The organism is uncultured Eubacterium sp. (assembly GCF_937958975.1).
In the GTDB taxonomy this organism is placed as follows: Bacteria; Bacillota; Clostridia; order Lachnospirales; family Lachnospiraceae; genus Eubacterium_G.
This window is the reverse complement of the sequence record NZ_CALGRE010000013.1, coordinates 1-22,332: the sequence shown is the minus strand read 5'-3', so window position 1 is coordinate 22,332 and position 22,332 is coordinate 1. Positions and strand designations below refer to the sequence as shown.

The 22,332-nt window shown below is 35.4% G+C and carries 14 protein-coding genes and 1 pseudogene; all 15 read left to right on the top strand.

Annotated features, from left to right (window positions below; genetic code table 11):
• Nucleotides 1-265: 265 nt before the first annotated feature.
• A complete protein-coding gene (locus Q5O86_RS01610) occupies nt 266-724 on the top strand; it encodes an NUDIX pyrophosphatase (RefSeq protein WP_302625397.1) in 459 nt (152 codons plus the stop codon).
• 278 nt (nt 725-1,002) lie between these two features.
• Complete coding sequence (locus tag Q5O86_RS01605) at nt 1,003-1,755, top strand: bifunctional 2-polyprenyl-6-hydroxyphenol methylase/3-demethylubiquinol 3-O-methyltransferase UbiG (RefSeq protein WP_186840661.1); 753 nt, start codon at nt 1,003-1,005, stop codon at nt 1,753-1,755.
• Nucleotides 1,756-1,825: 70 nt separating this feature from the next.
• Nucleotides 1,826-2,914 (top strand): YhcG family protein, encoded by a 1,089-nt coding sequence (locus Q5O86_RS01600; protein ID WP_288933080.1) that lies wholly within the window; start codon nt 1,826-1,828, stop codon nt 2,912-2,914.
• 651 nt (nt 2,915-3,565) lie between these two features.
• A complete protein-coding gene (locus Q5O86_RS01595; protein ID WP_302625396.1) occupies nt 3,566-3,982 on the top strand; it encodes a replication initiator protein A in 417 nt (138 codons plus the stop codon).
• Nucleotides 3,982-4,806, top strand: coding sequence for an ATP-binding protein (locus Q5O86_RS01590; RefSeq protein WP_302625395.1), 825 nt, complete (start codon nt 3,982-3,984; stop codon nt 4,804-4,806). Before Q5O86_RS01595 ends, Q5O86_RS01590 begins: the two co-directional genes overlap by 1 nt.
• Nucleotides 4,784-4,948 (top strand): hypothetical protein, encoded by a 165-nt coding sequence (locus Q5O86_RS01585; protein ID WP_182384383.1) that lies wholly within the window; start codon nt 4,784-4,786, stop codon nt 4,946-4,948. The genes Q5O86_RS01590 and Q5O86_RS01585 overlap by 23 nt, the downstream gene beginning before the upstream one ends.
• Before the next feature lie 114 nt (nt 4,949-5,062).
• A pseudogene (locus Q5O86_RS10875) lies at nt 5,063-6,741 on the top strand (recombinase family protein).
• A 450-nt stretch (nt 6,742-7,191) separates the two neighbouring features.
• Nucleotides 7,192-7,875 (top strand): carboxymuconolactone decarboxylase family protein, encoded by a 684-nt coding sequence (locus Q5O86_RS01570; RefSeq protein WP_302625393.1) that lies wholly within the window; start codon nt 7,192-7,194, stop codon nt 7,873-7,875.
• 21 nt (nt 7,876-7,896) lie between these two features.
• Complete coding sequence (locus tag Q5O86_RS01565; protein WP_302625392.1) at nt 7,897-8,532, top strand: flavodoxin; 636 nt, start codon at nt 7,897-7,899, stop codon at nt 8,530-8,532.
• Nucleotides 8,533-8,558: 26 nt separating this feature from the next.
• Nucleotides 8,559-9,686, top strand: a complete 1,128-nt coding sequence (locus Q5O86_RS01560; RefSeq protein ID WP_302625391.1) for an aldo/keto reductase — start codon at nt 8,559-8,561, stop codon at nt 9,684-9,686.
• Nucleotides 9,687-10,047: 361 nt separating this feature from the next.
• Entirely contained in the window at nt 10,048-12,660 is a 2,613-nt protein-coding gene (locus Q5O86_RS01555) for a family 43 glycosylhydrolase (protein WP_302625390.1), read from the top strand.
• A 50-nt stretch (nt 12,661-12,710) separates the two neighbouring features.
• Nucleotides 12,711-18,602 carry a glycosyl hydrolase 115 family protein gene (locus Q5O86_RS01550; RefSeq protein ID WP_302625389.1) on the top strand — a complete coding sequence of 1,964 codons (5,892 nt, stop codon included), beginning with the start codon at nt 12,711-12,713 and terminating at the stop codon, nt 18,600-18,602.
• Between the two features lie 58 nt (nt 18,603-18,660).
• Complete coding sequence (locus Q5O86_RS01545) at nt 18,661-19,377, top strand: DUF4375 domain-containing protein (RefSeq protein ID WP_302625388.1); 717 nt, start codon at nt 18,661-18,663, stop codon at nt 19,375-19,377.
• Between the two features lie 319 nt (nt 19,378-19,696).
• Nucleotides 19,697-21,640, top strand: coding sequence for an RICIN domain-containing protein (locus Q5O86_RS01540; protein WP_302625387.1), 1,944 nt, complete (start codon nt 19,697-19,699; stop codon nt 21,638-21,640).
• A 254-nt stretch (nt 21,641-21,894) separates the two neighbouring features.
• A partial coding sequence (locus tag Q5O86_RS01535; protein ID WP_302625386.1) for a hypothetical protein occupies nt 21,895-22,332 on the top strand: 438 nt, incomplete at its 3' end.

The following is a 22,332-nucleotide window of genomic DNA, read 5'->3' as shown; positions in this document are numbered from 1 at the left end:
ACAACTACGCACTCAGTCAAAGATACTGTATCAGCAGTAAAAGAAAAAATTGTAAGGGGTACTGCTTTACTGCTTTAAGCAATTCCAGTTTATCTACGCGGTGCATTAGCATTCCGCTTTGCTTCATGCTCATGTCGCGCTGTCGCGCTATGCATCAACACCTGAATGTGTCTGACTGTGAGCAAGCTCTCGTCAGACAATTCAGTGTAGCTGCGCATCGCTTGTAGAAACGCGCAAATTCCAGTTTATAGGAGGTGAACATATATTGGCAAGAGCAAAATATCAGGTATTAGTCATTCCATATCATATTGAAAACGGCAATGTAAAATATTGCATATTTAAAAGACATGATATGAAAGTATGGCAATTTATAGCAGGTGGTGGAGAAGATGAGGATGAAACTATAATAATATCTGCAAAACGAGAGGCATATGAAGAAGCAAACATAGGTATGGATTGTAAATATTCTGTGCTTGATACACAAAATAGCATACCAACATACTGTTTTAAAGAAGCAAGAAAAATATGGGGTGAAAATTGTTTGGTTATTCCTGAATATACATTTGCTGTTAGGATGGATACAACAATTTTGGCATTGTCTCAAGAGCATACGGAATATGAATGGGTTGATTACAATACCGCATTAAAAAGACTTAGGTATGATAGTAATAAAACTGCGTTATGGGAATTAGATAGTAAAATTAAATTAGGAACATTAAATTAAGAATATTTATATTATGATTTATTTACAACAAAATTGTAGTGCGTTATAGTTATAAGCTTGTCATAAGCTCCAGATTTTGAAATATAGGCTGAAAATTAGGGCTATTGGCAAATAGTAAATGACGAAGAATCTAATAAGCCAACTGGTATTATTCTTTGCACTGATAAAGATTCAGTGGTTGCGGAATATGCTTTAGAAGGATTAGTAAGCAATATTTTGCATCAAGATATATTTATTATATTACCAATAAAGAACAACTCATAACGGAGATCAAAAAAGTGATAAATCAGTGGAGTAAAAATAAAAGATACAAAAGAAAAATGGAAGAAATGAGATTAAAAGAAATACGTAAAAACGAAAGAAAATCACATATAGAAATATATTCTAATGCCGAACTATATAAAGAGGGTAGTTGGCTAATAAGACCAATAAAAACAGTAGTAGATTTGATACCTCTGTTTGATAAATACGAAGAAATTAATGTCTTGGATTTAGGTTGTGGAGTAGGAAGAAATTGCATATGTATTGCTCGACATTATTATGATAGGTTGTGTAAAATAGATTGTGTGGATATACTGGATTTAGCTATCGAAAAACTTTATGCTAATGCTGATGAATATGGTGTTACATCAAATATATGTGGAATAGTTAAATCGATTGATGATTATCAAATTAAAGAAAGAAATTATGATTTAGTAATGGCGGTATCATCTTTGGAACACGTAGATTCAAAAGAAACCTTTGTTAATAAATTGCGAGAAATAGAACATGGCATCCGCAAAAATGGCATTGTATGTTTAGTTGTAAATTCTAATATAAAAGAGTTTGACAAGAAAACAGGAAATGAAATACTTCCACAATTTGAAGTATGCTTACCTACAGAAGAAATGCAAAGGATTTTTGAAAAAGCTTTTAGTGAATGGACAGTATTAAAATCTACTGTGGTGGATCAGCAATATGATATTCCGAGAGATAGTGGAATATGTGAATTGAAAACAAGTGTAGTTACTTTTGTAGCAAAAAAAGGATAGAGATAAAATGGTTAAGGCACTATTGCAGAAAAAAATCAGTATCAAGAAGTGGTAAAGGAGAATAATACATATGGAGAATAAACTAATAAACACTGGTCAAAATAGTATTATGGATAATTTTATTGAGACAGATGATATATTAAAAGACATGCGACAGATTATTGAATCCTCACAGAAAGCTGCACATCAGGCAGTTAATATGACTCTTGTGCAGAGAAATTGGATGATGGGCTATCGAATCGCCAGTGAGGAATTGCATGGTGAAAAGCGGGCAGAGTATGGAACAAAGATAATAAAGAAATTATCTAAGGAATTATCAACAGAGTATGGAAAAGGTTTTACAAAAACAAATCTATACAATTTTTATTCATTTTATAAAACTTATCCAGAGATTTTCCACTCAGCGAGTGGAAAATCTCAACCGATATTATCATGGACACATTATCGCATTTTATTACAAGTAAAAGATGAAAAGGCACGTGAATGGTATGAGAAAGAAGCGCTTCAACAAGCATGGAGTGTTAGAACATTACAACGTAATGTTTCTTCACAGTACTATTACCGTATGCTTCAGACTCAAAAGAAGGATCTTGTAGAAAATGAAATGAATGAACTAACCAAGGAATATCAGAATGATAAGTTAGAATTTATAAAAAATCCGGTTATTGCAGAATTTTTAGGTATGGCTTCAAATACAGATTTTACTGAAAGTGATTTAGAAAATAGCATTTTGTCTAATTTACAGAAGTTTTTGATGGAATTAGGGAAAGGGTATGCTTTTGTGGCAAGACAGCAACATATTCATACAGAAAAGCAGGATTATTACATTGATCTTGTTTTCTATAATTATATTCTCAAATGTTTTGTACTAATAGATTTGAAAACGCAGAAAATTACACATCAGGATGTAGGTCAGATGGATATGTATATTCGGATGTATGACGAACTTAAACGTAGTGAAGGAGACAATCCTACAATTGGAATTGTACTCTGTTCTGATACAGATGAGGATATTGCAAAGTATTCTATTCTTCATGGTAATGAACAGCTTTTTGCATCAAAATATAAGTTATACTTACCAACAGAGGAAGAATTAAGAGCAGAGATTGAAAATCAGAAAACAATGTTTTATTTGCAACAACAGGAAAATGACGAGTAGTTTTTATTAAAGTATAGAAATACTAATGAGTTACTACATTTTGCATATGTATATTTGGAAAGGTTATTATCAGGTTGGGACCCCGTGTCCCAACCACTTTTTTATTATTTCTAAAAATAAACCATAGTAGATGCATTTTTCTACAAAAATAGACCATCATAGAATTCGACATTGCAATATTAATAGAGTAAAATATAGCCATAAAGATTTAATAACAAACAAAAGTTTAGCAGAACAAACTTTAACTTTGCGACATTATGTAGGGAAGTGCATTTTATAAAACTATTATTTTCACATTCCTACTGTGAAAATAATAAAATTTTAGCAGTCGCAGTTTTAGGAATAAATAAATCTTTATGTTAAACTAATTAGGTCAGACCTGGGAAAGACAATTTAATAACAATAAAAAACGCCAAGAAGTAATCTACAGAAAAGTAGGTTTTACTCTTGGCGTTTGTTGTTATCAGGGTATTAGGGTGTCCCTAACAAGAATGCGTTTGTGGCCACAAATGCGTATCTTGCAATATACATTTACACCACTAAAAAATACGAAGCACAGGAGGGAAAAATGAAACAATACATAAAAAAGAAACAAGATTAGCGGACTTTGATCCATGTCCCAGATTTGTCTGGAATGAAGGTTTATCAAGTTTGGCTATTTCAGTATATATTCTTTTGCTTGGAAGAGTTTCATTGTCAAAACAAAACGATATGATTGATGAGCAGGGAAGAGTGTATGTAATTTATACAGTAAAGCATATGGCAGAAAAACTGTCCAGGTCGGAACCACCGATTTACGCTGCACTGAAAATGTTAGAAGAAAAAGGATTAATAGAGAGGAAAAGTTCAGGCAAAGGAAATCCTAATCATATTTATGTAAAGATTAAACCATATAAAGAAAATGTAAGTAAGGACTTAAACAAATTTAATACGGGTACTAAAGAAAACGATAAATATGACATTAAGGAATCAAAAGGAACAACCTTAAGTAATCCTAATACTAATAAATATATTAATAAAAATAATATAGAAAATAATTATAAATATAGACAAGGAGACAGATTGTAATGGAAAAACAAAATTATAATATCAATGAATTAGAACAAATAGAATATTGCAAAGTGTGTGGAAAACCAATAACAAAACGCTTTAATTTCTGGGACAAAAAATCAAGGTTGGTTCGTTGCAGATGTGATTGCGATGAAAAAGCCAAGCAGGAGAAAATTAACGAAGAGCAAGAGAGAAAGAGAAAGGAGCAGGTAACAAAATTGAAAAACGATTGTTTTAGTAATAAGGCAATGTGGAATTGGAAATTTGACAATGAGGATGGTCGAAATCCTAAAATGGAAATTGCACAAAAATACGTTCTAAAGTGGGAGACCATGATGGAGCAGAATTATGGTTTGATGTTTATTGGAGATGTTGGCAGTGGGAAAAGTTATATGGCTGCCTGCATAGCTAACGCATTGACAAATCAAGGTTATACAGTGAAGATGACGAATTTTATAAAAATCAGAAATGACATTTTTAGTGCCGCAGATAAAAATGCTTATGTGGAAAAATTGTGTGATTACGATTTACTTATTCTTGATGATATTGGTACAGAGAGAAATACGGACTATTCGCTAGAAAATGTTTATTGGATTATTGATGAGAGAACTGCAGCTGAGAAACCAATTATAATAACAACTAATCTAAATTTGGATAAATGTAATTTTGACGAGAATATTACATATAAAAGAATTTATGACAGGCTGCGAAAGGTTTGTATCCCTATCGGAATGGAAAATAGAAATCTGCGACAGGAAGATTCTATTGAACATAATTCAAAAGGAATTACAGAATTACTTGTAACTGATGAGGGGACTAATGAGAACAAAAATTCAGAATGAATTTAAAGTTAAATTTAGTGATAAGGATAGAAACAAAGGAGTGGACATTCTTGCCTTATGTTTAATAAAAGAACTTGGCAGGAACAAAAACATACCGGAAGAATTAGTTAGAGCAGTGGAAATAAAATATGATAACGAATAGTTCAAAAAGCCAAGATGTTTTGCACCTTGGCTTTGTAAATATTGAATTAACCAGGTTATGATGCTATACTATGCTAAAATCTATATTTGATAACCTGGTGGATAGGAGTAAATTATGAAGAGAAAAGTTGCAATATACGCCAGAGTATCAACGGAGCATGAAGCACAGATTAATGCTCTTGAAAATCAGATTCAGTACTATAACAATATTTTGGCACAGCATCCTGAATGGGAACTTGTTGGAAGATATGTTGATGAAGGAATTACAGGAACATCTGTTAAGAAGAGAAAAAACTTTTTGAGGATGATGGAGGATGCTAAAAATGGCATGTTTTCATTAATTTTAACCCGTGAAGTTAGTAGATTTGCAAGAAATACTGTAGATACGTTACAGGAAACAAGGAAACTGAAATCTTACGGAGTAGAGGTTTATTTTACAGAAGATAATATTAGAACGTCTGATGATACAGACGGAGAGTTAAGACTTACATTGATGGCTACATTAGCACAGAATGAAAGCAAAAAAACATCTGTAAGAGTTAAGGCAGGACAGAAGATTTCTTTTGAAAACGGAGTCTTGTATGGCAATGGAAATATTCTTGGATATGACAGAGTTGGAAGAGAGTTGGTTGTGAATCCGGAACAGGCTGAAACAGTAAAAATGATATTTAATATGTATCATGATGGAATGGGATGTAAGCAGATAGCATATGAGCTTGAGAAAAGAGGAAGAATTACTTCCACAGGGCTTACGCATTGGCAACCGGGAACTATTCGCGCTTACTTAGAAATTCATTCTATTGTGGAAAAATTGTTTATAGAAAACAATATGTTCCTGACTATCTTGAACAAAAGAAAATCAACAATTATGACGAGGTTGACAAAATTGAAATTATGGGAAAACATGAGCCAATTATTTCGGAGAAATTGTTTAATGATTGTCAGAGAAGATTAGATGCGAAAACTGTAAACAGACTGCGAGGAAAGCATGCAATTAATCCACCCAAAAGTGCCTATGCAAGAATACTAAAATGCCAATGCGGTTCTAATTTTGAGCGAAGAAAATGGCATAAATACAAGGATGGAAGAATACGGTATGGCTTTGAATGTTACAAACAGAAAAATCATGGCTCATATCGTACTAGACTTAAAAAAGGATTAGATACAACAGGTTGCTGCACAACCAAGATGTTTCCGGAGTGGAAATTAAAGATAGTTGCACATTGGCTATTTAATGATTTATGGAAAGAAAGAGACAAAATTATTAATAGAGCAATAGAAATGTTAAATGCAACGATTAAAGATGAAAATGTTGTAGATTATACTGATGAAGTAAAAGAATTAAATAAAAAACGAAAGAAATATGAAGAAAAACTTTCCAATCTTGTTGAACTTCGTGTTGAAGGAGATATTTCAAAAGAAGTTTATGAGGAAAAGAAAGGAGTCTTCAAAAAGCAGATTGAGTACATTGATTCAGAACTATTGAAGCGTGATGTGAAAAATTTCGCAATAGTTTCAAATGTAAAAACGCAGATTCAATTACTTACGGATTTGCTGGAAAAAAAGTATGATGTTATCAGTGGAGATATTCCAGAAGACATAGTTGAAACATTCATAGATCAGATAGTTGTTCATGATGATTATTTTGAATGGAGACTTAGAACATCCACAGAACCGGTGCTATGCAAAGTGGAAGGAAACGCGAAAGATAACACTATTATTTTTTTAGAAAACGACTCCCACAAGGTTGCCACTCAATACAGGCAGCTATTGCTAGTAAGTAATGCACCGTAAGGTCGGAATGAGATAGATTTCTAAACGCATCAGGCGTTTAAAAATCGTATTTTCCCAGTCCTGAAGGGACGTGCTTTGCGAAGCAAAGTTTTGAAATGGTCATTCTTTACCGTTTCAAAAGGTATAAAGTATTAAAATAATGAACTCCTGTATACTGATGTGGTATGCAGGAGTTTTTTTGAGATGGTGACGAGGAAAATGGATGCCGTGTTCGAAAATATATAAATTTTATTTATACAGGATATAAAATAATGCCTTTAGAGCATACATAATGATTTGATATAGGTATTAGATATTTTCATAGTTTTGAACTAAAATATAGGTGTTTACTAGAACATCTATTTTTTTTGTAAAGTTTGGTATTTTTGTTGGATATAATGTTGAACTAGAATGCCATTACAATTGATTTATTCATTGTACAAAATTTATTAGATTGAGCGGAGGTTAGAAATGAATTTATATGAGACAGATTCAGAATTTATGGAACGATTTGAGCATTTTGCCTATGAGGAAGTTGTAAATGAAGAAGGGCAGCAATTACCGGAAGAGACAAGATATATGGCAATTTTAGCGACACTGATTGGTTGTCAGGGAGTGGATGAATTTGGAGTTATGCTTCCGAGAGCGTTAAAGGCTGGACTTACGCCTGTTCAGATAAAAGAAATTGTTTATCAGTCTGTAGATTATCTTGGTATTGGCAGAGTATTATCATTTATCAATAAAACCAATGAAATTTTTTTAAAGCAAGGAATTACATTGCCGTTGGAAGGACAGGCGACGACAACATTGGATGACCGTTTAGAAAAGGGCATACAGACGCAGGTAGATATCTTTGGTGATGGAATGAAAGAAGCATGGAAAAATGGTCATATAAATCGCTGGCTGGCGGCAAATTGTTTTGGAGACTACTATACGAGAACCGGATTGACACTTGTGCAAAGAGAAATGATAACATTTTGCTTTTTGGCGGCACAGGGAGGTTGTGAGCCACAGTTGATTGCACATGCAAAAGGAAATATGAACTTAGGAAATGATAAGGAGTTTTTGATAAAAGTTGTTTCCCAGAATCTTCCGTATATTGGATATCCACGAAGTTTAAATGCTATTTCATGTATTCAAAAGGCTGCTGAATAAGGAAAGACGAGGAGTAAAGATATGAAAAAAAGAATTGGTATGATATTATTGACAATTTTTGCATGTTTGACAATAACAGCATGTGGAAATACAGAGACAGAAAATAAGACAAAAGAGACAAAAACAAAAAATCAAGAAACATCTGTTAATGGAAATACTTTGGTTGAAACACCTTCCGGACAATCAGATACTTTGGTAGTATATTTTTCTTGTACAGGAACGACACAAGGTGTAGCAGAAGCGATTGCAAAGAAATTGGATGCTGATATGCATGAGATTGTGCCAGAGCAGCCATATACATCCGATGATTTGAATTACAATGATGAAAAGAGCCGAAGCACGAAGGAGATGAAAGATTCGTCAAGCAGGCCGGCTATTTCTGGTAAAATAGAACATATGGAGCAATATGATAGAATCGTTTTAGGCTATCCCATCTGGTGGGGAGAAGCACCGAGAATTTTGGCAACCTTTGTGGAAAGTTATGATTTTTCGGGAAAGACAATTATACCGTTTTGTACATCGGGAGGAAGTGAAATTGGTTCTTCCGCAGAGAATTTAAAATCTCTTGCCGGAAGTGGCACATGGATGGAAGGAAAGAGAATAAGTAGTGGCGAATCAGGAGAAGAAGCGGTGAAAGCTCTCGGAATTGAAAATTAATAAAGATGATTTTGAAAGGAGATTTTATGCAGAGCGAATTGGGGAAAGAAATTAAAAAACTGGGATTTGGTTTAATGCGTCTTCCACAGAAGGATGGAGCGTTCGATATGGAACAGATAAAGCAAATGGTAGATTTGTTTATGGAAGCGGGATTTACTTATTTTGATACGGCATGGGCTTACGCCGGCAGTGAAGATGCAATCCGTCAGGCATTGGTGGAACGTTATCCAAGAGAAAGTTATCAATTGGCTACAAAAAATGCGGCATGGATTAACTGCAAGACAAGAGAAGAGGCGTGTGTACAATTTGATATATCTTTAAAACAGACAGGGGCAGGATATTTTGATTTTTATTTGTTACATAATTTAGGGGAAGGAAGAACACACTATTTTGATGATTTCGATATGTGGAATTGGGTTCAGGAAAAGAAAGAGGCCGGACTTATCAGGCATATAGGATTTTCTTTTCATTCTACTCCGGAGGAGCTGGACGAGATTCTGAATGCTCATCCGGAAATGGAGTTTGTACAATTACAGATTAATTATGCTGATTGGGAGAATCCTGCCGTACAATCCAGACGCTGCTATGAGGTAGCACGAAAACATGGTAAACCGGTTATCATCATGGAACCGGTTAAGGGCGGTATGCTGGCAACACCTCCGGAAACTGTCGAAAAGGTGCTAAAGGAAGCGGAGCCGCAAGCTTCGTCTGCATCATGGGCTGTTCGATTTGCAGCTGATTTGGAAGGGGTAATTACAGTCCTCTCAGGCATGAGCAACATAGAACAAATGAAAGATAATTTATCTTATATGAAATCTTTTACCGGACTTACGAAGCAGCAAAAAGAAACTTTGAAGAAAGCGCAGAAGGAACTCGCTAAAATACCTTTAATTCCTTGTACCACATGTAATTATTGTGCTAAGGTTTGTCCGATGAATATTGGTATTTCGGGGTCGTTTACAGCAATGAATTACCTTACTCTTTACAGTGACTTAGATGCAGCAAAACATCAGGAAGGCTGGCTGGTAGGCGGTCATGGCATGAAACGTGCAGATGAATGTATCAAATGCGGAAAGTGCGAGGAAGCTTGTCCGCAGCATATCAAAATCAGAGAACATTTGGCAGAAGTAAGTGAGGCGATTTTGAAAGAATAGAGAATATTTTGAAACAGAACAGGAGACAAAACTCCTGTGTTAATGGTATTAGAGTGGACTAAATTTAGTCCACTCATTTTGTTTTATATATATAAAATTTTAATGAATTTAACAAAATAAAATAATAACGTTTTTATAATTTTTCAAAAGCATAAATTTGATAAAAATATCATGAATTTTATATATAACCAATATCCGAAAATATAAAATAAATATGGGAAAGTATTATATAAATTTTTAATGCAGAACTTTTTATAATCGGCTGGCTATTTTAAATATGCAATAAAAAGAAGAATGTATTAAAAGAGGAGGGGATTTATATTTTACTAAAAAATAAAGGAAGGAAAAGGAGTAATTTATTATGAAACTAAGAAAAGTGTTGAGCTATATTTTGATAGTTGTAATGGCTGTGACGGTTTTGTTTGAAGGTATTTCAAAGTGGAAAAATGTACAAGTAAATGCTGCGACAGAACCGGTAAAGGAGGCAGTGTATTATAATATCACAAATGTCTGCACGGGTAGAATGATTGACATTCCAAGTGGAAAGGATGAGGATAAGGTTCTTCTACATACATGGACCATTAACAATTCAAATGCCGAACAGTTTTCATTTGAAAAGGTGCCGGGAGAGGATTACTATTTTATAATTCCAAAGGTTGCGCCTACACGCGTATTTGACAATCCGGCAAGTAGTACCGCGGCTGGAACACAGTTTCAAATTTACACAAAAAACAGTACCGATGCGCAGAAATTTAAACTTGAAAGCGATGGTGATGGTAATTACAGGATTATCAACAAGAAGAGTGGAATGGCACTTGCTGACATGACAAATGAGAAGGGGACAACTGATGCGGAGAAGGATGTTGCCATCAGACAGCAGGTAATTGCAAATGACAGCAGACAGCTCTGGAAGATTACAAAGCTTGCAAATGAGTATGTTTTTAACGAACCAAGCAAACCTGATGGTGCAGACCCATCGGTAGTTCTTGCAGGTGGTAAATATTATTACTGTTACTCAGGTTCAGGAAATACTGTCAAAATTGCACTGTTAAGTAGTCTCGAGAATATGTCATCATTTGCAGCTACAACAGTATTTACAGCACCAAGCACCGGAATGTACAGTAAAGAAATCTGGGCACCGGAGCTGGTCTGGGTAAGTGGCAGATGGTATGTTTATTTTGCAGCTGATGATGGTTCAAATGCAAATCATAGAATGTATGTATTAGAGGGAGGTACAAATCCGGATAATCCTCTTGATGGAAGTTATACATTTAAAGGAAAAATATATGATTCATCCAACGACCGTTGGGCTATTGACGGAACAGTATTTACATATAATGGAGATAACTATTTTGTGTGGTCAGGCTGGGATGTATCAAATGGAAACGAACAAAATCTATATATTGCCCGAATGAGTAATCCATGGACGCTGTCTTCTTCGAGAGTGTGTATTTCGAAGCCAACAAATTCCTGGGAAAAATCAGGAGGTTCGGCGATTAACGAAGGACCGGAGGTTCTTATAAATGGAAATAAAGTATTTATTATTTATTCTGCGGCAGGAAGCTGGACAGATAGCTATTGTCTGGGAATGTTAACATGTACAAATGGAAATTTCCTGAATGCGTCCTCTTGGACAAAGAGTGCAAATCCAGTATTTCAGAAAACAGAGTATACTTTTGGTCCGGGTCACAATACATTTGTAAAATCAGTGGATGGAACAGAGAATTGGATTATTTATCATTGTGCAAGATACAGTGGAAGTAAATGGACAAGATCAATCAGAGCGCAGAGATTTACATGGACTGACAGTGGTGTTCCGTTCTTTGGTGAGCCAATCGAACAGGGTGTAGCTGTATCCAGACCATCTAAAGCTTATGTGTCACCGGTTAATACAACGGATTATTATAAGATTGTAAATGTCGGAACAGGAAAGGTTATGGATATTCCGAATAAAGGAGATTCTAATGGAGTTAAGGTTCAGACATATAAAAATAATGATACAATAGCGCAGAGATTTAAGTTTAAGAGTAATCCGGATAAATGGTTTAACATTATTCCTGAGTGTGCTCCAACAAGGGCGTTTGATAATCCATCAGGTTCTAAGGATAAAAAGGTAAGCTATCAGATTTACACAGCTAACGGTTCCGCATCTCAGAAGTTTAGATTTGAACATATGGGGAATGGTGAATATCGTATTGTCAATAAGGCAAGCTTATTTGCTCTCACGGACACATCTGAAATATCAGGTGGAAGTGGATATGTTGAACAGAGAAAATATATGAATAGCGACTATCAGCTCTGGAAACTTGTTCCGGTGAAAAATGAAGAAACGACTACGCAAGAGCCGACCACAAAAGAGCCGGTTACAGAAGAACAAACAACCGGGAAAACAGCACAGGATATTGTTATTGACAAATATGGTTTGGCAACTTCAGATAAGGTTAAGGTTATTGGACATCAGATAAGTACAAAGCTGGAAGGTCATAGAGTCGTTGGTTCTGTAGAGCCTGAAATTGACGGAAAGAAAGTTGTTCATTGGGGAATTATTTATGGGGTGAGTGAAGTAAATAATATGAACACCGGTATTTCAGATGGGGATATGAATGTTGCATCTAACAGCCGATATGTTAGGGCATTCCAGTCAACAGATATAGGAACCTCCTCTTATATTTTGGGAACATCTGAGACTGCGACATATTTTGTTAGAACGATGTGTTTTGCACAAAATAGTGCAAGTATGTTTGAATCGAAATATAAAGTGAGAACGTATGCTGTACTTGAAGATGGAACGTATGTGTACAGTGGAGTAAACGGATACTCAGTGTATGAGGTGGCAAAATACTTGTATGATAATTGCCGTATGAACACATATGATACGCACAATTATCTATACAATACAATTTTAAAGAAAGTAAATTCAAATTATAAAGAAGTAGATTTCGAATGGGGAAATACAATTTTAAAACCTTATTGATTCATTAACTAATTGAAAAGACATTAGAAAAAAGAAAGGATGTAAATGAAATGAAAAAGAAGATAAAAAGATTATTGTCCCTGTTCATGGTTATAACCATGCTTGCCGGTTCGCTTACAAATGTTGCAGCGGCAGTGGCGGGTAAGGTTTCAGAGAACGGCTCCTCTAATGACTTTCCAATTGTTGCAGGGAGTACGGCTGCAACAATTTGGGTGGATTCCAGTGAAGAGGCGCCTGTGCAGAGAGTTGTAAAAGATTTTCAGGCGGATGTAAAAAGAGTTACGGGAAAAACGCCGACAATCAGTAAGAGTACCTCCCTGCCAAGTGGTCCTGTAGTATTGATTGGTACATTAAATAAAAGTAATCTGATTAAAAACTTGATTTCCAGTGGAAAGATTACTACAGCAGAAGTCAATGCGATTAAAGGAAAATGGGAAGCATATTTGATTAAAGTTATTGATAAAAATACGATGGTGATTGTTGGTTCAGATAATCGTGGCGCCATTTTTGGTACATATGAGGTTTCAGAACAGATGGGTGTTTCACCTTGGTATTATTTTGCCGATGTACCGATTCAGACAAAGACAAATGTATATATGCCATCCGGTACATCTTTAACAGATAAACCGGATGTACAGTATCGTGGTATTTTTATTAATGATGAGGAAAAATTAAATAGTTGGGTTGTAAATAAGTTTAATCCGGAGAATAACGGAAGTGGTAAAATGGGCGCTGCAATTTATGCCAAGATATTTGAATTGATTCTTCGATTAAAGGGAAATTATATATGGCCGGCAATGCATGTAAACGCATTTGATAATATTTCAGAAAATATTGATACGATTCGTGAGTATGGTGTAGTAATGCGTAAGACAGTATCTGCTGGAGATGAATGGGGAACCTTTAAGACGAAGTATGCCAAAGCACAAGGAATTAGCGCCAGCACGCTCTCCTATGACTATACCGTTAATCCGGAAGCCATCCGTGCATTTTGGAGAGACAGTATCACACGTCACAAGGATACGGAAGCACAGTGGCTGTTCGGTATGCGTGGTACTGGTGACGAACCGTTTAATACTGCAAATCTGAGTAATTCAAAATGGGATAAGTATGGTACAAATACACAGGACCGAAAAGCCGGGTTACTTTCAGAGATTATTGCTGACCAGATAACTGTTATGCAGGAAGTTTTAGGAAAAGATAAGACAAGTAAAGTCTGTAAAGCAATTCTTCCATACAAAGAGGTATTACAGCTTTATAATAATTCAAAGTTCACATTGCCAAGTGATATGAATGTCATTTGGTGCGATGACAATCATGGTATGGTGCGTAGTACACCTACGGCTTCGGAACGGGCACGTTCCGGCGGTGGTATTTACTATCATGCGTCTTATTGGGCGCCGGCAGACCAGAGTTATTTGTGGATGAGTTCCATTCCGTTAAGTGTTATGGGTGAAGAATTAAATAAATGCTGGAAGACAAATATTCGACAGATTTGGGTGCTTAATGTCGGTGATATTAAACCGGCAGAAGGCGAAATGGATTATTTTATTCGCTGTGGCTGGGATGTAGATAAATATACGAATGATTCCGTAGGGTTTTCGAAAGAATGGCTGAAGAGAAACTTTGGAAATTCTATGAGTGATTCTACAGTAAATGAAGTGGCAGATATTCTCAATACTTTCTATCATCACACAAATGTGCGAAAGGTTGAGCATATGAAGCTGGGGATTTTTGAGCAGATGAACTATAACGAATGGGAGAAACGAATGTCAGTTTATCAGGACTTGTATAATAGAGCAAGAACGGTTGCAAACAGTCTATCATCATCTGCAAAAACTGCATTCTATGAGTTAGTTCAATGTAAAATGAATTGGACTTATCTCACCTATAAGATGTTCTACTATGCAGATAAGAGTAACCTGGCATATAAGCAGGGACGTATGGCATCAGCACAAAACTTTTCAGATTTGTCTATCAAGGTGGAAAAGCAGAGAAAGACGGAAATTGCTTATTATAGTGAGATAGCCAATGGAAAATGGAAAGGTCTTATTGATCCGGAAAATTATTCTCCACCGGTAACGACGCAGCTTCCTGGGACAAATCCGACATTGGAGTTGGGAAAAGCAGAGATGGGTGTCATTGTTCAGGGCGAAAATATGCCAAAGAATAAAAAATCTGATTTACATTTTACGCAGTATAATCAGGATGGAAAGTTTATTGATATTTTCAATAAAGGTGCGGGAAGTGTTTCATGGACTGCAACATCAGACCAGAGCTGGGTAAAACTTTCCGCGACATCAGGAACGTTTAACGAAGAACAGAGAGTTTGGGTGACAATCAGTGATTACGCAAAAGCAACAGGAAAGACTGCAACGGTTACGATTACGTCCGGTGATAAAGCGAAAAGAGTTAAAATTACAGTGGATGCAGTAACATCAGGAATTTCGAATTGTTATGTAGAATCGGATGGATATGTTTCGATGCAGGCAGAGCATTATACAACAAAATCTGCTGCGGGAGAAAAGAGCTGGACTGTTCGCTACAATGCAGGACGCGGTTTTGATGGAGATATGATGCAGGCATATGACACACAGCTTGGATTGGTAGATGAAAATAATATTAATTCATCGACATCACCATCTCTGAGTTATGATTTCTATTTGACATCATCAGGTGCATTTCCACTGGAGGTATATCGATTACCGACAATGAACGCAGTTCCTAATGGAAAAATAAGATTTGCAGTTTCTGTGGATGGGCAGAATCCGATTGTAATTTCTTCTACAGCAACTGATGAGGGAACGACAAGCAATCAGAATCCACAATGGAAACAGAATTTATATCGTCAGATTGAAAAACACGTTGTGACATTGCCAAACTTATCGGCAGGAAAGCATACATTAAAGCTTTGGATGGTAGATAACTTTATTACGATTGATAAACTGGTTATCTATACAAATGGTTCAGTTACGGAAAGTGCATTAGGTCCGGACGAGAGTTATCACAGTAAGTACAATACAACGTTTACAGATAGTGTAAGTTCAATGCCAAGAACATCTGCCAAGTTGGACGAAAAAGATATCATGTCTACATGGGGAAGTGGTGCATTTTTAGAGAGTGGCGGAAAAGTTTCTATCGAAGCAGAATATGCGATGGAAAATGTTCTGGATTCTAAGGAGCAGCTCACATCAGATATGTATGCATATACGATTTCTAAAAAAGCAAAGGCAAGTGAAGTTAGTGGAAGAGTAGAAAATGAGTGGAGACTTACACAATCTGATACCGGACTTGCAATGAGACTGCCGGATAAAGGTTCAGGATGGTCTGATTCACAGTTTGTTAATTACAGTCCGGAATTGGGATATAGAATTAAGTTTAATACTGCGGGTACTTACAATGTATGGCTTCGCTGGCGTTATGTAGATAATGCGTCCGATTCTATTCGTGGTGGTATTGATAATAAACTGGTTAGTGGAGAGTTTACCGGTGGCGGTGGATTTCACAGTGACAGTAAAGATGAAAAATGGTATTGGCAAAAGGTAGCTGCCGTAAATGTTTCTAGTACAGGACAACATTCATTTGTTTTATGGGAGCGTGAAGATGGACTGCATGTGGATAAAATTTATCTGACAACAGGAACGGAAACGCCGACAGATGATAACTGGAAAGTATCTTCTCGTGAAGGTACAGCAGCAAAGGTATCATTACAGCAGACAGTTGCGACAAAAGCGGCGGAAGCGGACAATGTATCTTATCCGCTTGGAACATCTTTTGGATGTTATAGTAAAACAGCTTACCATACATATATACAGGCAATTGAAGATGCAAAAAAATTAGCACAGGGCGGCAATGTGACAGAGGCAACAGCAAATAAAGCAATTACTGCAATTGACACAGCAAAGCAGGCATTAAAGGATTCTCAGGTATTGACAAAATATACAGAAACTTATAATGCATACCGGAATTTTGAAGATGATGAAATAGGAAAATATCCGTTTGGATTCGATGCAGAAGAATTGTCAAATGGAGCAGAAGCAACGATTCAGCAGGAAAATGGAAATAAATATCTTCGTGTTACAACCGGAACGACTGCCGGAAAAGCAAATATTTTCCTTCCATTTACAGGAGATGTGAGTCCGAATGCAGATGAGAGAGCTATTATTGAATTTAAGGCACGATTCACCGGGACATTCCAATATGCAAATGCAGCGATGATTCGAAATGATACTGACAAATATGCAATGGTTGCGGCATTTGAAAATGCAAATCAGGTCAAAGAAATCAGAGTGCAGAATGGCAGCAGTAAGATTAAAGTGCAGAATTTCAATTCCGGACAATGGTATTCTTTCAAGATGGTAGGAAATTGTAACGGAAAAACATACTCTGTTTATATTGATGATGTTTTAGTTGCAACAGATTATACATTTAGAGATTCAACCGGAACAAAATTAACAGGACAGCTCTTTGGTATTAGTGGTTTTGCTAATGGCAGAGTAGATTTTGATGATTTTAGTACAAAAGTTGAATCAGCAAACAAGGGAACAATATCTTCGGAGCTTACAGATAAAGTAAGTGCGAGAAAGAATACAATTCAAAAGTATTCGTATCCATTGGGAGATACAGTTGGATGCTATAGCAAAGATGCTTATAACAAATTAGTAAGTGAAATCGCTGCGGCAGAAACGCTGGCATCTTCCGGTACTGTGACAGAGAAACAGGCAGAGACAGCGTTGAAAGCTATTGACGACGCACATAAAGTGTTAGATAATTCACTTAAGCTTACGGCAGGAAAAACAACGTACAATGCTTACAGGGATTTTGAAAATGATACAACAGGGGCATTATTGCCATATGGTATTGATGTAACCCGTATTGACAATGGTGGTGCAGCATCAATTGTGGAGGAAAACGGAAACAAATTCCTGAGGCTATCCACTGATTCTGCCAGCGGACATGTGAATATGTTTTTACCTTATGTTGGTGATGTAATCGCAAAATGTGATGAAAAAATAATTGTTGAGTTTTCTGCACGTTTCAACGAGGAACTTAGATATGCAAATGCATTTATTGCAAAGAATCAGTTAGATGCAGGTGCTACAACAATAGCTTTTGATAATACGAATCAGGAACACAAAGTTATACTGAAAAAATCGGCTTCAAGTTCTGTGAAAGCGGCTGATTTTACATATGATACATGGAACAATTATAAAGTTGTAGTGGATATGGAAGACCAGGTTTATACAGTTTATATGAATAATAAGGTCATTGCAGAAAATTATCCATTCCGAACGACAGGTAGTGTTGCTTTATTTGGTCATGTTTTTGGTATTGACGGTTTCCCTAATGGAAAGTTAGACTTTGATAATTTTAAAGTAAGTGTTGTAGATGAGGATGATACATCAACTATTACCGGCAGCGACGGAATAGCAATAAATGGGTATCAGATTAATACAGTATCTAAGGGAATGAGAACGGTTTACTCTGTGGGTAGTAAAATTAATGGAAAAGATGTTATCAATTCCGGAATTGTATACTCGCTCTCTCAATATGTATCAGAGTCTGAATTATATGTGGGAAGTGAGAATCAATATGTTCAAAGCTTTGAGAGTACATCGGTTGGAAAATTAGATACACCATATTCTCAATCAGATAATACTACAAGTTATGCGATGACAATGAAATTTGCTACAAAGAATCCGGATGAATATAATGCAGGCTGGAGAATCCGCGCATATGCGAAGTTAAGTGATGGTGAATATGTGTATTCGGATACATATGAATATACGATATATGGAATTGCTGACAGATTGTATCGAAATGGTATGATGACTACAAAAGCAAGGCATGATTATTTGTACACGGATATTCTTTCCGTGGTGGATAGTCAGTACAAAGAAATAGAGTTTAACTGGAATCATGCGGTTGCAGGAATAAAGTAAGCAATAAGGGAGGAGCTGCCATGTAAGTGCAGCTCCTTTTATACATAAGGAGATAAGAATGTTTAGAAAAATAAAGAGACAATTTATATCAGCCATGGTATTTATGTTAGTTTTAATACTATTATCTATAATTGCGGCATTTGTCAGTTTTATGAGAGGTGACATATTTTATGGTGGCTTAACCCTTGTGGTGTTTATTGCATTTACAGTTTTAGTATTTTGGTCAAAGAATCGTCTAAGTCCATTTTATCAGATGATTAAAGAGTATGAAAAGATAGAAGAGAAGAGTTTGAATATGACGCCGGAGGAGTTAATAGAACTGGATGATGAGGATTTGGTTTTGGCAATGGACATTCGCATTCAAAAAGAAAAAGACTATGAAACAATAGCTGAAAATTTAGATTTGTTAAATAAAGAAAAGAAGGTATTTTATATTGTTAAATATTTTAAAAATGAAGTGGAGAATGGTGGATTATTTCAGTTTTTTAGTAATTCTAGCAGGATTTTAGCTCCATTTGTAAGTAAAAACCTGAATATTATAGGGGCAGAAAACTATAGAAAATTATATGAGAATTTTATAAAGGAAAATTTAATTGATTTGTCTGATTTATCATCATTTGAAATTGATGACGAAAAAGCATTGGAAAGTCAGTATGAAAGATATGAGTATGATAAGTTTGATGAACGATTTGAACAATTATGTATGAAGGAACCGTTAGACAGTTTTTTGGCAAAGTATGTCAGAGAGAATATAGGACAATTTATGAAAAAATAAGAAGAACAGTAAAAGTGTAAAAACCATGCGAAAAATGTTAAAATCATGCTTTGTAATGTGAGAGACTTGTAAAAAAGGGGATATAGAGATTTTATAAAAATAATATGATATAAAATAAATAAAAAAATGCGGAAAATAACCATAAATAAGCTGTTTTTGAAAAGGGAATGATAATAGTCATAAGAAAATATTAAAATTATATTAAAAAAACAAAAAACGTTTTTCTGAAAAAAGAATACTTTTATATAAAAATGATGCTTGATGTAGACTAAAAATTGTTCTAAATTTATAGTATATAATATGGAAGAGAGGTTTTCTTATGAGGAAAAGGATTTTAAACAAAGCGATTGCGACAGTTTTATCGATGGCATTGATAGCCTCATCAGTGGGAATGACATTTACGAAGAGTGAAACCAAAGTTAATGCAGCTGCAACAACATCATCCAAGCTTGTATGGAGTGATGAATTTAATGGGACATCACTTAATACATCAAAATGGAATTATGAGACAGGCGGTGGCGGCTGGGGAAATAACGAACTTCAGTATTACACAAATAGAAAAGATAATGCTTACGTTTCAGGAGGGGCATTACATATCAGAGCAAAAAAAGAATCTTACGGTGGAAAAAATTATACATCAGCTCGTCTGAATACAAATGGCAAATTTACATTTACTTATGGATATGTAGAAGCTAGAATTGCTTTACCGTCAAGTCAGGGTATCTGGCCGGCGTTTTGGATGCTTGGAGCTAATATTGGCAGTGTAGGTTGGCCAAAATGTGGTGAAATCGATATTATGGAAGCCATCAATGCTGAAAATAAAACATATGGTACATGTCATTGGGATAATAATGGTCATGCAAATTATGGATTGTCTTCAGGATATTTTGATATTACACAGTACCATAAATATGCAGTACAGTGGGACAAACAGTATATAAAAATGTTTGTAGATGGAAATAAAATCTATGAGATGTATATTGGAAATAATGCAGGTGGTACAGAGGAAATGCATAGACCATTCTATTTATTATTGAATGTGGCAGTAGGTGGTAATTGGCCGGGATTTTCAATTAATGACGGCGCATTTCCACAGGAAATGAAGGTTGATTATGTTCGTGTATATCAGGAGAGTCCTTCTTATACAAGTTCATCATCAAGCAATGTTGACAGCGGTTCATCATCAAGTGGAAGCAGTTCGTCAGGCAGTAGTTCATCAAGCAGCAGTTCAAATACATCTACACCTGCAAGCGGAATGGGATTGAAATATACAGGAGCAAGTACAGCGCAGGCATATGTAAATAATTCTAAATGGGTTGATATTCATTACACTGTCAATGGTGGAGCACAGCAAAATGTCAGAATGAATCAGTCTGGAACAAAAGCTACTTATACAATTAATGGATTAAGTAATGGAAGTACCGTAAAGTATTGGTTTACACACTGTGATACCAGTGGATATACAAAAGATACATCTTCCTATACATATACTCATAAGTCAGGAAGTTCAAGCAGTTCTGGTAGTTCATCCGGCAGCAGTTCGAGTGGCTCGAGCAGTTCGTCTGTGAATACTACTTCAGGAGATATTTATATTTATCAGGATGCAAATTATGGTGGAAGGTCGGCATCCTTAGGAATTGGTAATTATACACTTGCATCATTACAGAAAAAAGGGTTTAAGAATGATGACTTGTCATCTATTAAATGTCCTTGGGGTTATAAAGTAACATTATATGCAGATGACAATTATAAGGGCTCTAAAAAAGTTGTTACAGCCGATATGTCATATGTCGGAAATGATTGGAATGATAAAGTTTCTTCTATCAAGGTTGAAAGAGCTATCTACAAGATTGTAAACCGTCACAGCGGTCTTTGTCTTGACGTTTCAAACGGAAGCACAGCAGCTGGTGCAAATGTTCAACAGTGGACAGACAATGGCACAAATGCACAGAAGTGGAAAGTAATATTTAATAAAGAAGATTCTACATATTACATTATAAGTGTATTAAATAGTAAGCCGGTAGTTGTTGATTCATACTCAAAATCTAATGGTGCGAATGCAATTATTTACAATAATGATTATGGCACAAATAAGAGATGGTATGTTACATATGTAAATGATGGATATTCATTCCTTATTAATAAGAATAGTAATAAGAGTTTGGAAGTTGGCGGATGGTCAAAATCAGCTGGTGGAAATGTACAGCAGTGGGATTATAAAGCACAGGCAAACCAGCAGTGGAAATTTGTAATGGTAAATTAGTTAAAAATTAAGAAATGATTTTATTGGAGGATAATTTATGTTTCGGATGCAGAGCAGACATAAATTATCCTCTTTTTAGGAAAATGGACTTATAATGAGTATGTTTAAGGGTAATATATTTATTCGTAAATTGTTTAAATTACAAATTTATATTTTATAGATTATTATGGATAACAATTAGATTGTGTGATAAAATTCTAGCATAATATGTATAATTTAACAAAATAATACAAATAGAAAGAGGGATTGTTATTATGAAAAACAAGATTAAGGAATATATTAGGGAACAACCTGTTTTTAAAAAAATTGGCATTGGGGCTGGTATGCTATTTATACTCATTTCGGTTGGTATCACTGCTATTTACCAAGATGAAGTGGTAAAAGTGTGGAATAAATATGCACATTCGAAGGTGGAAAAGGAAGATAATATTATTCATTCTGATTTGGCTACTAGTTTACCAGAAACTACATTTATATCGACGATAAACAAACAGATAGAAGATATAACACAAGCGTATGAAGATAAGTCTAATACAAGTTTTAATAATAATGTTTTGGTTAGCAATAAAATTGAAGGTGAGTTAAATGGAGAAGATAATCATGAGAGGATATACACTTGCGTACATATACACCCTGACGACTCTTCAACAGGTTGTCTGCACCATAAGATTCACCACTCTCAGGGTTGCCGG

Coding starts and splice junctions, on each gene's coding strand:
- Q5O86_RS01600 (WP_288933080.1), top strand. CDS start 1,826: ATGGAGAATAAACTAATAAACACTGGTCAAAATAGTATTATGGATAAT.
- Q5O86_RS01590 (WP_302625395.1), top strand. CDS start 3,982: ATGGAAAAACAAAATTATAATATCAATGAATTAGAACAAATAGAATAT.
- Q5O86_RS01585 (WP_182384383.1), top strand. CDS start 4,784: ATGAGAACAAAAATTCAGAATGAATTTAAAGTTAAATTTAGTGATAAG.
- Q5O86_RS01570 (WP_302625393.1), top strand. CDS start 7,192: ATGAATTTATATGAGACAGATTCAGAATTTATGGAACGATTTGAGCAT.
- Q5O86_RS01565 (WP_302625392.1), top strand. CDS start 7,897: ATGAAAAAAAGAATTGGTATGATATTATTGACAATTTTTGCATGTTTG.
- Q5O86_RS01560 (WP_302625391.1), top strand. CDS start 8,559: ATGCAGAGCGAATTGGGGAAAGAAATTAAAAAACTGGGATTTGGTTTA.
- Q5O86_RS01555 (WP_302625390.1), top strand. CDS start 10,048: ATGAAACTAAGAAAAGTGTTGAGCTATATTTTGATAGTTGTAATGGCT.
- Q5O86_RS01550 (WP_302625389.1), top strand. CDS start 12,711: ATGAAAAAGAAGATAAAAAGATTATTGTCCCTGTTCATGGTTATAACC.
- Q5O86_RS01545 (WP_302625388.1), top strand. CDS start 18,661: ATGTTTAGAAAAATAAAGAGACAATTTATATCAGCCATGGTATTTATG.
- Q5O86_RS01540 (WP_302625387.1), top strand. CDS start 19,697: ATGAGGAAAAGGATTTTAAACAAAGCGATTGCGACAGTTTTATCGATG.